The sequence below is a fragment of the Methylobacterium sp. E-045 genome (genome assembly GCF_022829685.1).
GTDB lineage: Bacteria > Pseudomonadota > Alphaproteobacteria > Rhizobiales > Beijerinckiaceae > Methylobacterium.
Genome location: NZ_JAKSYE010000108.1, coordinates 1 through 11,930 on the forward strand (window position 1 = coordinate 1; position 11,930 = coordinate 11,930).

Annotated in this window: 10 protein-coding genes; 8 read left to right on the forward strand and 2 right to left on the reverse strand. The window is 67.4% G+C overall.

Annotated features, from left to right (window positions below; genetic code table 11):
• The coding region (locus tag MKK51_RS20515) for a PepSY-associated TM helix domain-containing protein (RefSeq protein ID WP_243980334.1) at positions 1 to 1,004 on the reverse strand (1,004 nt) is incomplete at its 3' end.
• 125 nt (positions 1,005 to 1,129) lie between these two features.
• Positions 1,130 to 3,406, reverse strand: a complete 2,277-nt coding sequence (locus tag MKK51_RS20520; RefSeq protein ID WP_243980335.1) for a TonB-dependent siderophore receptor — start codon at positions 3,404 to 3,406, stop codon at positions 1,130 to 1,132.
• A gap of 570 nt (positions 3,407 to 3,976) precedes the next feature.
• Between MKK51_RS20520 and oxlT the strand changes: the two genes are divergently transcribed.
• From oxlT to MKK51_RS20560, 8 genes are all read left to right on the forward strand, one after another.
• Positions 3,977 to 5,293, forward strand: a complete 1,317-nt coding sequence (oxlT, locus tag MKK51_RS20525; protein ID WP_243980336.1) for an oxalate/formate MFS antiporter — start codon at positions 3,977 to 3,979, stop codon at positions 5,291 to 5,293.
• A 91-nt stretch (positions 5,294 to 5,384) separates the two neighbouring features.
• The gene (locus tag MKK51_RS20530; protein ID WP_243980337.1) at positions 5,385 to 5,570 is read left to right on the forward strand and encodes a hypothetical protein; all 186 of its coding nucleotides are present in this window, start codon (positions 5,385 to 5,387) and stop codon (positions 5,568 to 5,570) included.
• A gap of 363 nt (positions 5,571 to 5,933) precedes the next feature.
• The gene (locus MKK51_RS20535) at positions 5,934 to 6,812 is read left to right on the forward strand and encodes an ABC transporter ATP-binding protein (RefSeq protein WP_243980339.1); all 879 of its coding nucleotides are present in this window, start codon (positions 5,934 to 5,936) and stop codon (positions 6,810 to 6,812) included.
• Entirely contained in the window at positions 6,809 to 7,702 is an 894-nt protein-coding gene (locus MKK51_RS20540; protein WP_243980341.1) for a branched-chain amino acid ABC transporter permease, read from the forward strand. Before MKK51_RS20535 ends, MKK51_RS20540 begins: the two co-directional genes overlap by 4 nt.
• A 5-nt stretch (positions 7,703 to 7,707) precedes the next feature.
• A complete protein-coding gene (locus MKK51_RS20545; RefSeq protein WP_243980343.1) occupies positions 7,708 to 8,745 on the forward strand; it encodes a branched-chain amino acid ABC transporter permease in 1,038 nt (345 codons plus the stop codon).
• A 42-nt stretch (positions 8,746 to 8,787) separates the two neighbouring features.
• Positions 8,788 to 10,137 (forward strand): ABC transporter substrate-binding protein, encoded by a 1,350-nt coding sequence (locus tag MKK51_RS20550; RefSeq protein ID WP_243980344.1) that lies wholly within the window; start codon positions 8,788 to 8,790, stop codon positions 10,135 to 10,137.
• Complete coding sequence (locus tag MKK51_RS20555) at positions 10,134 to 10,904, forward strand: ABC transporter ATP-binding protein (RefSeq protein ID WP_243980346.1); 771 nt, start codon at positions 10,134 to 10,136, stop codon at positions 10,902 to 10,904. Before MKK51_RS20550 ends, MKK51_RS20555 begins: the two co-directional genes overlap by 4 nt.
• Positions 10,905 to 11,198: 294 nt before the next feature.
• Positions 11,199 to 11,930: carbohydrate porin (locus MKK51_RS20560; RefSeq protein WP_243980348.1), on the forward strand; the 732-nt coding region annotated here is incomplete at its 3' end.

The following is an 11,930-nucleotide window of genomic DNA, read 5'->3' on the forward strand; positions in this document are numbered from 1 at the left end:
AAATGGGCCTCGTGCAGGCCGACCATGGTGGTGAAGGTCTTGGCCGCCGGTTTCAGCCCGCCCTGCAGGATCTCGACGATCTCGCCGGTGGTGCCGTCGAAGGCGATCTGCGGATGCTGGTGGGCGAGCCCGTGCGGCTCCTCGAAGATCGCGATCACCGTGGATCCGGCATCGCCCGGATTGACGATGGACAGGCGCTCCAGCGGTTCGTGGATCGTCGCCACGGCGCGCGCCACCATCGGCCCGATCGGGGCCAGGGTTCCGGGCCGGCCGACCGGCGGGCGCTGCGTCGTGATCTGGGCGGTCTCGGCGTAGAAGCGCGTCGCATCGCCCCGATAGGCGGCGGTGACGCCCCAGGGCATGTACATCATCGCCAGGGTGACGATGCCCGTATAGGTGATCATCAGGTGGTAGGGCAGCGCCAGGACGCCGGTGACGTTGTGCGCGTCGAGCCAGCCGCGCTGGGCCGACTTGTCCCGGCGCAGGGTGAAGAAATCGGCGAAGATCCGGCGATGGGTGATGATGCCGCTGATGAGCGCCACCAGCATGATCATCGCGCAGATGCCGACGATCCAGCGCCCCCAGAGCGGCGGCATGTGCAACTCGAAATGGAAGCGGTAGAGGAAGTCGCCGCCCCTGGTCTTCCTGAAGGAGGCCGGCTCGCCGGTGCGTCCGTCGAGCTGGACCATGTCCGGGGGGGCGCCCGGCTTCGTCCGCCAGAACAGGTCGATGATCGGCCGGTCCGGTTGCGGCAGGCCGATGAACCAGGACCGTGCGCCCACGGCATGGGCCTGGAGATGGGCGATCCCGATCTCGGCCGCGCGGGGCAGGTCGAGGGCGGTCTCCGCCGATTCCCGGCGCAGTTCCGGCTGCATCCAGGCCGTGATGTCGGTCCGGTAGTAACTGGCCGTCCCGGTGACGAAGACGGCAAACAGCACCCAGCCGACCACGAGGCCGGACCAGGCGTGCAGCCAGGCCATGGATTGGCGAAGGCCGTTCTTCATGCCGCACATCCTCTAGGCATGTCGTTCTCGGGCGGTCCCGGTCGAGACGCGATCGGGCGCAAGGCCGAAGGGCGTGCCGCCCGCACGCCCCGCATTCCGGATGACACCCGCCGCGGGGCCATGGTCTACCAGCGATACCGGAGCGTCGCGAGCACGGTGCGCGGCGCACCGTACCAGCACCAGGCCTGGTAGGCACAGGATTGCACGTAGGTCTCGTCGAGGAGGTTCTGCGCGTTGACCTGCAACTGCACGCCCTTCAGGTTCGGCGACAGGTAGCCGAAGTCATAAGATGCGACGGCATCGACGACGAGGTTCGCCGGCACCTTGAAGCTGTTGGCGGCGTCGCCCTGCGAGCCGCCGAGATAGCGGAAGCCGCCGCCGAAGCCGAGCCCGGCGAACACGCCCGTGCGGACCTGGTAGTTTCCGAAGAGCGAGATCGTGGTGTCCGGCACCTGGATCGGGCGCAGGCCGAGAAGCTCCACATTCTGCCCGGTGGTTTCATTCAGCGTCTTGCTGGTCCCAGCCGAATTGACGGCATCGATCAGCGAGAAGCCGCCGATGACGGTGAGGTTCTCGGTGATGCTGGCCCGCGCCTCGAACTCGACGCCCTGCACGCTGACCTCGCCGGTCTGCACCGAGAAGGTCTGCCGGTTTGGGGCGGGGTCGGGCGAGAGGGAGTTCTGACGCTTGATGTCGAAGGCGGCGGCCGTGAGCAGGATGTCGGTTCCCGGAGGCTGATATTTGACGCCGACCTCGAACTGTCGGCTCGTGATCGGGTCGGGCAAACGGCCGAAGGTCGGGTCGCCGATATAGATCTTTCCGGAGACCAGCGGCTCGAAGGCCTCCGAATAGCTCACATAGGGGGCAACGCCGCTATCGAAGAGGTAGAGCAGGCTCGCCCGCCCGGTAAAGGCTTCGCTCGGCGCATCCTGTTCGCTGACGAGCTTGCCCGCCATGTCTCGGGTCGGACCGGTCTGGCTTGCCCAGTCGTAGCGCCCGCCCAGGGTCAGCGTCAGGCGATCGAACTTGAGCTGGTCCTGGAAATAGATCCCGGTCTGCTGAGCGGTGTTGTCGGAGTAGCCCGAGAAGGCAGGGAAGGACGTCGCCACACCGTAAACCGGATTGAGAAGGTCGAGGGAGGGGGCGTCCACGAACGGAGTGGCATAGGTTTTCGTATAGAGCGTCTGATGGTCGAGGCCGACGAGGACGGTATGGGCGACCGGGCCGGTCTGGAAATCGGCCACGATATTGTTGTCGGTGGTGAAGGCATCGATCGCCACGTTCGTGCCGCCTACGGAACGGTTCAGGAACCGGCCGCCCCAGCCGAGATTGTTTCTCGTCGAGTCGTAGAGGCTGCGGTAATCGCCGAGGGTACGCAGGAAGCGGCCCGCCGAGTGGACGCGGATTCCCTCGTCGAAACGATGATCGAAGATGTAGGTCGCCGAGGCCTGGGTGCGGTCGGAGCGCTCGATGTTCGGATCGCCGTCGTAGAAGTCGCGTGGCAGGCGGCCGAGCGGCCCGTTGGCGATGCCGAAATTCGACGGGAACAGCGTGCCCTTGGCGGGCAGGGCGCCGTAATAGCCGGAATAGGGATCGCGCTGGTACAGGCCGATGACCGTGAGCGAGGTGTCCGAGGACGGGCGCCACGTCACGCTGGGATTGATGAAGCTGCGCTCGATGGAGGTGGTCCTGGCCGGGCCGTCGGCGTTCCAGCCCGCGGCGATGATGCGGTAGGCGAACTGGTCCGCGAGGACGCCATGGCCCTCGACCGGTCCGCCGACATCGACGCCGCCGCGCACGGTGTTGTAATCGCCGCCCTGGATGAAGATCTCGCCGTGGCGGACGAAGGACGGAACCTTGCTGACGAGGTTGACGATGCCGCCGGGGCCCGCCTGTCCGTACAGGACCGAGGCCGGCCCCTTGATGATGTCCACGCGCTCCAGGCGGAACGGATCGACGGAGGGGCCGGCATCGCGGCTGCTCGGCAGGCGCATGCCGTCGAGGAAGAGCGGGGCCGTGAAGCCGCGGATCAGGAATTGTTCGAGGCGTGTCGATCCCGAGCCGCCGCGCTGCTCGGTGGTGACGCTCGGCGTGTAGCGCAGGGCCTGGTTGATGGTGAGCGCGTTCTGATCTTCGATCTGCTTGCGGGACACCACGGAGATCGACTGGGCGGTCTCGAGAATGGGCGTGTCCGTCTTGGTGCCGACGACGCTGCGCGTGGCGGTGTAGCCGCGGACCGGGCCGACGGGACCGCCGGCATCCGCTCCGGATGCGCTCGGCCGGCCGCCGGTACCATCCACGGACAAGGTATCGAGGGTGACCGCGTGGTCCGCGCCCTGTGCCGAGACCTGTGCCGTGACTGGTTTCGACAGAACGGCCAGCACGGCGACACTCGACAGCATGGCAAGTATCACAGTGCCGCGCACGGACGATTTTGCGGGTTGGTCACGTTGATTGAGCGAAAGCTGATGCACAGCGAAATCCGACTTGCCAGAATTTGATCGATCGGAAACGTTTTAAAGAACCACTGCTCTCTAGTTCGTGTTCTGCATTCATCTGGCAAAGAAGGTAATATGCATGCAAGTGCTATCTTTTGGAATTGTTTTAGCTCTAAAGTTCGTATTTATACTTCCAGTGGCATTTCGTTTTCGGTCCCGGTGGGGCGATTTTCGGCACGGATGGAGGCGTCACGCCGTGCGTCGTCCGACCGGCGGGACGCATCGTGGGTTGCGTGTCCGAGCGCCGGTCTCCGGGAGGGTGATGGAGCCGGGGGCGCCGTTTCGACGGGGATCGTGATCCTCGCGCAACATTCCGGCATCGCTCCGCAGGCCGGGCCCGGATTCGCTCCGTCACCGCACCGTCCGCACGCGCGAGGCTGAATTTTAATCCGTGGTATATTGTATGCCTTGAATTTTGATGCATGATGGCGGGGCTGCGACGCCACGAACCACCAAGCAAGAATGGATTCAGGGATGGCAACAACGGAAACCGGGACGGAACGCCAGGATCCGCCCTCCGCCAAATGGCGGCAACTCGCCTTCGGCGTGCTCTGCATGGCGATGATCGCCAACCTGCAATATGGCTGGACGCTGTTCGTCGATCCCATCGACGCCAAGTTCCACTGGGGCCGGGCGGCCATCCAGTTCGCCTTCACCATCTTCGTCGCCACCGAGACCTGGCTGGTGCCGGTGGAGGCGTGGTTCGTGGACCGCTACGGCCCGCGCATCGTGGTCTGTTTCGGCGGCGTGATGATCGCGCTCGCCTGGCTCATCAATTCCCAGGCCTCGTCCCTGTGGATGCTCTACGGCGCGGCGGTGGTCGGCGGCATCGGCGCCGGGTCGGTCTATGGCACCTGCGTCGGCAACGCCCTGAAATGGTTCCCGCATCGGCGCGGCCTCGCCGCCGGCGCCACGGCGGCCGGCTTCGGTGCGGGCGCCGCGGTGACGGTGGTGCCGATCGCCAAGATGATCGCCAGCAGCGGCTACCAGGACGCCTTCCTGTATTTCGGCCTCGGCCAGGGCGCCATCGTGGTCCTTCTGTCGTTCCTGCTGCGCAAGCCCTCCGTCGCCGTGCCGATGCAGCGCAAGAGCCTGCGCCTGCCGCAGACCAAGGTGGACCGCACGCCGCGCGAGGTGGTGCGCACCCCCGTCTTCTGGGTGATGTACGCGATCTTCGTGATGGTGGCCTCGGGCGGCCTGATGGCGGCGGCGCAGATCGCGCCCATCGCCCATGACTTCAAGGTCGCCGACGTGCCGGTCAGCCTGTTCGGCCTGCAGATGGCGGCGCTGACCTTCGCCATCTCCCTGGACCGGATCTTCGACGGGTTCGGGCGTCCGTTCTTCGGTTTCGTCTCCGACACGATCGGGCGCGAGAACACGATGTTCATCGCCTTCGCGACGGCCGCCGCCGCGATCGTCCTGCTCCTCAGCTACGGCACCAACCCGCTGGTCTTCGTCTTCTCGACGGCGATCTATTTCGGCGTCTTCGGCGAGATCTACTCGCTGTTTCCCGCCACCTGCGGCGACACGTTCGGCTCCACCTTCGCCACCACCAATGCCGGCCTGCTCTATACCGCCAAGGGGACGGCCTCGTTCCTCGTGCCGGTGGCGAGCGTCATCTCGGCAACCTACGGCTGGTCGGCGGTGTTCTCGATCATCATCGGGCTGAACGTGGCGGCGGCGGCGCTGGCGATGTTCGTGCTGCGGCCGATGCGAGCGCGCTACCTCGCGCAAGGTCCGGCTCTCGCTCCGGTAACCACGCAGGCGCAGCTGGCACGGTCGCCCGGCTGATCCGTCCGGGTCGCGTCATCGGCCCGGCTCTCGAAGACCCCGGCTCCTCGACCGAGGGGTCGGGGATGTCCCCGACCCGACGAGGTCCGTCATGCACGTTGCCGCCATCCTGGCGCTTCAGACCCTTCCCTTCGCCGGCCTGGTCCTGGCGGGGGGCGAAGACAGGGACCTGTTCACGGTCCTCTACGTCGCGGCCCTCGGGCTCATCGTGACCTTGGACACCCTGCTCGGCGGCACCTTCGACATCGCCAACGCCTTCGGGGGCGCCGTCCGGTAGCGGTCGAAATCCATGCAGGTCCGCCGGGGGAGCGCCGATCCCCCAATGATCCCCGGAATCGGGATCCCCCCTTCCTGGCCCGACCGCCGCATCGCCGACGGGCGCATTCCAAGGACGGGACGGTCCACAGGCAACCTTAGCAGGATCGATCTACCGATCGCGCACCTGATGGAAGGAATGTTATTCTATCTCAAGAAATAGAGCTCTTTATCCTTTTGACAATATTGGTCTTGTGGGTGATCCTGAGCCTATCGATGGTCCGTTAAGGACATGCCCATTCGGTTGACGATGGGTTTGTTGCGGCGGTGTCTTGATGCATCGGCGCGAAGTCATCGATTCGGCCTGGGAAATACCTCTGCGATCATGAACGTTGCTGTCCGGCCGCATCTCGTCGATGGGACACGATCCGTCCGCCTTCCGTCGTCGCGCCAAGGATCCCGGTCCGGGATCGTCGCGGAGGGCGCTCCGTTCCTGGCCGTCGAGGGCGTGTCGCTGGGATTCGGTGGGACCGTGGCCCTCGATTCCGTCGATCTCTCGGTCGGGGAGGGTGAGATCCATGCGGTGATCGGCCCGAACGGAGCCGGCAAGTCCTCCCTCATCAATGCGATCAGCGGCCTCTACGCGCCGGATTCCGGAACCATCCGGATCGGCGACGACCGCTTCTCCCGCGTGCCGACCCGGCGGCTCGCCCGCCTCGGCGTGGCGCGCACCTTCCAGAACCTGGCGCTGTTCAAGGGGCTCACCGTCCTCGACACCGTGACGGCCGGGCTGGTCGACCGTCAGTCCGCCGGGCTGGCCGCGCAAATCCTCGGGCTTCCCCATGCCCGTCGCGAGGCGCGCGAGCACCAGGAGCGGGCCGAGGCCGTCATCGCCCTGCTCGACCTCGCCGCGTATCGCGACCGGCTCGCCGGCACGCTGCCCTACGGCGTGCAGAAGCGGGTCGAGCTCGCCCGTGCTTTGGTGGCGCGCCCGCGCCTCCTCCTCCTCGACGAGCCCATGGCCGGGATGACCGCCACCGAGAAACAGCGGATGAGCGGCGATATCCGCGCGGCGCGGGACTCCACCGGGGCCACCATCGTGCTGATCGAGCACGATGTCGGCGTCGTGATGAGCCTGTCGGACCGTGTGACCGTCCTCGATCACGGGCGGCGCATCGCCTCCGGAACGCCGGCCGAGATCCAGGCCGATCCCGCCGTCATCGCCGCCTATCTCGGCCTCGCCTTCGACGAGACCGTCGCATGAATCCCGATCTCGCCTTCCTCGTCGAGGTGCTGGTCGGCGGCCTGCTCTCGGGGGTGATGTATGCGCTGGTCGCGATCGGCTTCGTGCTGATCTACAAGACCTCCGGCGTGCTCAACTTCGCCCAAGGCGCGATGCTGCTGTTTGCGGCACTCACCTTCGTCAGCCTCACCGAGCGGGGCGTGCCCTTCGCCGGTGCCTTTGCCGCGACATTGGGGGTGATGGCGCTCCTCGGCCTCGCCATCGAGCGCGCCGTCCTGCGGCCCCTGGTCAACCAGCCGCCGATCACCCTGTTCATGGCGACCCTCGGCGTCGCCTACGTCATCGAGGGGGCCGCCCAGCTCGCCTGGGGCACGCAGGTGCACGGGCTCGATCTCGGCATCGACGACACGCCCATCGACATCGCCGGCATTCTCGTGAGCCGCTTCGACCTGTTCGCGGCGGCGGTCGCCGGGCTGATGGTGGCCGTGCTGAGCCTGTTCTTCCGCTACACCCGCACCGGCCTCGCCTTCCGGGCGGTGGCGGACGATCCGCTGGCGGCGCTGAACACCGGCCTGCGCCTGCCCCGGATCTGGGCCGCCGTCTGGATCGCGTCGGGCATCGTCGCCCTGGTGGCCGGGCTGCTCTGGGGCGCGCGCCTCGGGGTGCAGTTCTCGCTCTCCCTGGTGGTGCTGAAGGCCCTGCCGGTTCTGGTGCTCGGCGGCTTCGATTCGATCCTCGGCGCCATCGTGGCCGGGCTCATCGTCGGTGCGGTGGAGAAGCTGTCGGAGGTCTATCTCGGACCCGTCATCGGCAGCGGCATCGAGGGCTGGATCGCCTATGTGGCGGCTTTGGGCTTCCTGCTGCTGAAGCCCTCGGGGCTGTTCGGCCTGCGCAGCGTCGAACGGGTCTGAGCGCCATGGCCACCACCTCCGCTCCGCTGGCCAAGGCCCCGCCGCGCCCGTCGGCCAGGGGCATCGGCGTCGCCCTCCTCCTGGTGATCGCCTACGGGATCGTGCCGCTCATCGGCACCAGCTACCTCTACGAGGCGATCCTGACGCCGTTCCTGGCCCTGTCGCTGGCGGCGCTGGGGCTCAACCTGCTCACCGGCTATGCCGGCCAGCTCTCGCTCGGCTCCTCCGCCTTCATGGCGGTCGGGGCCTACGCCGCCTTCAATCTCTCCCTGCGGCTGCCCTTCCTGCCCCTGCCGGTGACGATCGTGCTGGCCGGCCTCGTCGCGGCCTTCGCCGGGCTGGTGGCGGGCCTGCCGGCCCTTCGCCTGCGCGGCTTCTACCTCGCGGTCTCGACGCTGGCCGTGCAGTTCTTCGTCGCCTGGCTGCTCAACCGCGTCGGTTGGCTCTCCAACGACAGCCCGTCCGGAATCATCTCCGCGCCGCCCCTGGTCGTCGCCGGCCTGTCCTTCGAGGATGCCCGCGGCCGCTACCTGTTCTCCCTCACCGTGGTGGCGCTGCTGACAGTCCTGGCCTGGCGTCTCGTCACCTCGCCCACGGGCCGCAACTTCGTCGCCGTGCGCGACAACGAGACCGCCGCCCGCGTCATCGGCGTGAAGGTGGCGCGCACCAAGCTGCTGGCCTTCGCCCTGTCCTCCTTCGTCGTCGGCGTCGCGGGGGTGCTCTGGGCCTTCGCCTACCTGCGCACGGTGGAGCCGGCGGGGTTCAACCTCGACCGCTCGTTCCAGATCCTGTTCATCGTCATCATCGGCGGCCTCGGCACCCTGCGGGGCGCCTTCCTCGGCGCGGGGCTCATCGTCGTCCTGCCGTTGCTGCTGTCGCGGTTCGGCGCGGCGGTCCTCGGCGACGGGTTCGATTCCGGCACGCTGGAGATGTGCCAGCGCATCGCCCTCGGAATCCTGATCGTCGCCTTCCTGATCCGTGAGCCCGCCGGGCTCAGTGCGCTCCTCGACCGCGCCGCGCGCCGCCTGCGCCGCCGGTCCTGAGTCTTTTCCCAGCTCCGACCTCCCGCCTTGAAGGACGCTCCCATGCCCTCACCCAAGCCCCGCCTGCGCGCCGCGCTCGCGACTGGCGCCGCCCTGTTCGTCCTCGCCGGCGCGGCGCGGGCCGACGAGCAGCATTTCCCGCTCCAGAGCTACCGGGTCGGGCCCTATGCGGCCGGCGGCACCGGCTTCTTCGGCGGCTTCATCGACTACCTGAACCTCATCAACACCCGCGACGGCGGCGTGAACGGGGTCAAGCTGACCTGGAGCGAGGGCGAGACGCAGTACGAGGTGGAGCGCGGCGTCGAGGTCTACGAGCGGCTGAAATCCCGCCCCGGCATCGCCGCCTGGAACCCGCTCTCCGTGGGCATCGCCTACGCGATGATCGACCGGATCACCAAGGACAAGGTGCCGCTCATCACGATCAACCACGGCCGCACCGATTCCACCGACGGCCGGGTCTTTCCCTACGTCTTCCCGCTCCTGCTCAACCCCTACAGCGAGACCTCCGGCATCGTCGAATATCTCGGCAGCCGCGAGGGCGGCCTCGACAAGCTCAAGGGCAAGACCATCGCGGTGCTCTATCACGGCTCGCCCTACGGCAAGGAGACGATCCCGATCTACGAGCTGCTGGCCAAGAAGCACGGCTTCACGGTCGAGCAGATCGAGGTGCCGCATCCCGGCAACGAGCAGCAGTCCCAGTGGCTGACCATCCGCCGCCTCAAGCCCGACTACGTTGTGCTGCGCGGCTGGGGCGTGATGAACCCGGTGGCGCTGAAGACGGCGCAAAAAACCGGGTTTCCGGCCAACCGCATCGTCGGCAACGTCTGGTCGAACTCGGAGGAGGACGTGATTCCGGCGGGCGAGGCCGCCAAAGGCTACGTCGCCATCACGACCCAGGCCTCGGGCGCCGAGTATCCGGTGCTGAAGGACATCATCAAGACCGTCTACGACGGCAATGCCGGCAATCTCGCCGACAAGAAGCGCATCGGCAGTGTCTACCACAACCTCGGCATCGTGAACGGCATCCTCAACGTCGAGGCGGTGCGGGCGGCGCAAGCGAAGTTCGGCCAGCGCACGCTCACCGGCGACGAGGTCCGCTGGGGCTTCGAGCACCTGCGTCTCGACGAGGCCCGCGTCGCGGCCCTGGGCGCCAAGGGCCTGTTCCACTCCATCGCCGTCACCTGCGCCAACCACGAGGGCGATGGCCGCGTCACCTTCCAGCAATGGGACGGGGCCAAGTGGAGCGTCGTCTCCGACTGGATCGCCCCCGATTGGGCGACCCTGCGCCCGATCATCGAGGCCTCCTCGGCGACCTATGCCAAGGAGCACGGCATCACGCCGCGCAACTGCGCCGCCGAGGAGGCCGCCACCCACGCCGCGGCGACCCCGTGACCGGCGCGCCACTGCTGCGCGTCGAGGCGCTGGAGGCCCGCTACGGCGGCGCCGTCCGCGCCCTTTCCGGTGTCGACCTCGCCGTCGCGGCGGGCGAGATCGTCGCCCTCGTGGGCTCCAACGGCGCCGGCAAGACCACCGTGCTCAAGGCGGTCTCGAACCTCCTGCCCGCCGCGCGCGGACAGGTCACGGCGGGCCGCATCGTCTATGACGGGCGGGACGTGTCCCGGACGCCCACCGACGCGCTGGTGCGGGCCGGCCTCGTCGGAGTTCTCGAAGGACGGCACTGCTTCCGGGGCCTCAGCGTGGAGGAGAACCTCGTCACCGGCGGGCTCGGGCGCGGCTCGAACCGCGCCGCCATCCGGGACGACCTCGCGCGGATCTACGCGATCTTCCCGCGCCTCGTGCAGAAGCGCCGGGCGCCCGCCGGCCTGATCTCCGGCGGCGAACAGCAGATGGTGGCGATCGGGCGCGCCCTGATGGGCCGCCCGCGCCTGCTCGTCCTCGACGAACCCTCCATGGGCCTCGCCCCGCAGGTGGTGGCGGAGATCTTCCGCACCCTCGAGCGCCTCAACCGCGACGAGGGCCTGACGATCCTGGTGGCCGAACAGAACGTCACCGTGGCGCTGCGCCATGCGGACCGGGCGGTCGTGCTGGAGAACGGACGCAGCGTCCTCACCGGCACCGCCGCCGAACTCCGTGGGCGCGACGACATCAGGGCGTTCTATCTCGGCCTCGGGACCGCGCCCGCCCGCGTCCCGGCCTGAACGGGGTCGTTCCCCGGAAAGTCCGGAGAAGGAAAGCGTCTTTCGAGACGGTGCCTAAATACAGCAATGCAATTCATTGACGAGCATTCTTTCGTCATAGAATAATCAAGCACAGGCCAAGCTTATTGGCCGGTGATGAGAGCGGGAATCCCGGTCTCTCCATCATCGCCGGCGAACGGCGCAAGACAATCCTGTTGTCTCGCCGCGACCGGTGGTCCCCTCGCCCTTTCGATTTTCCCAGCGCGTGCCCGCAGCGGCCGATGGCCCCCGCATGCCCGCGAGAGACGAGCCTCGATGACCGACTTCGCGCCTTCCCCGTCGATACCGAGCCAGTCTCGAAGCCGCCGCCTGCGGAGCGTTTTGCTGGGAACCTGCCTCGCTTGCGCACTGCCATTCGGCCTGACGAGCGCAAGAGCCCAGTCCCCGAGCGCGGTCGAGACCTTTACCGGAGAGGCCGGCCCGCGCACCGATGCGAGCGCCATCGGCGTCGCACCGGATGGCACTGAGAAGTGGCATGGCCCGCTGGCACCCTACGCCGCAAGTCTCGCCGCCCATGGCCTCAGCTTCGACGTCAACGCTTACGAATACTTCTTCTCCAATCCGAGTGCGGGACTGCGTCCGGGGCAATCGTCGAACTCGACCTACTATCTGCTCAGCCTGGACGTCGATCTCGACACCCTCGCCGGCATCAAGGGGGGCTGGTTCCACTTCACCCAGACCTTCTTCGGGTTGCGCTGGAACAACCGCAACATGGACGGCGACGTCGGCGATTCCACGGTGGGCTATCAGCCGACCTACAACCGCGACTTCGCCCGCCTCTCGATCCTGACCTACGAGCAGCGCCTGTTCGACGACAGGCTGTCCATCGAGGTCGGGCGGACCCATCCCAACCGCTACTATGCCCTGCCGCCCTGCCAATCGAGCGTCAGCTGCTTCCAGGACATCCTGCAGATCAATGCCGGCGTGACCTCGCCGCTCTACTCGGTCTGGGGCGGCAACGTCGCCTACAAGCTCTCGCCCAGCGAC

Excerpts from the sequence above, each read along its gene's own strand:
- MKK51_RS20520 (WP_243980335.1), bottom strand. The coding sequence starts at position 3,406 with ATGCTGTCGAGTGTCGCCGTGCTGGCCGTTCTGTCGAAACCAGTCACG.
- oxlT (WP_243980336.1), top strand. The coding sequence starts at position 3,977 with ATGGCAACAACGGAAACCGGGACGGAACGCCAGGATCCGCCCTCCGCC.
- MKK51_RS20530 (WP_243980337.1), top strand. The coding sequence starts at position 5,385 with ATGCACGTTGCCGCCATCCTGGCGCTTCAGACCCTTCCCTTCGCCGGC.
- MKK51_RS20535 (WP_243980339.1), top strand. The coding sequence starts at position 5,934 with ATGAACGTTGCTGTCCGGCCGCATCTCGTCGATGGGACACGATCCGTC.
- MKK51_RS20540 (WP_243980341.1), top strand. The coding sequence starts at position 6,809 with ATGAATCCCGATCTCGCCTTCCTCGTCGAGGTGCTGGTCGGCGGCCTG.
- MKK51_RS20545 (WP_243980343.1), top strand. The coding sequence starts at position 7,708 with ATGGCCACCACCTCCGCTCCGCTGGCCAAGGCCCCGCCGCGCCCGTCG.
- MKK51_RS20550 (WP_243980344.1), top strand. The coding sequence starts at position 8,788 with ATGCCCTCACCCAAGCCCCGCCTGCGCGCCGCGCTCGCGACTGGCGCC.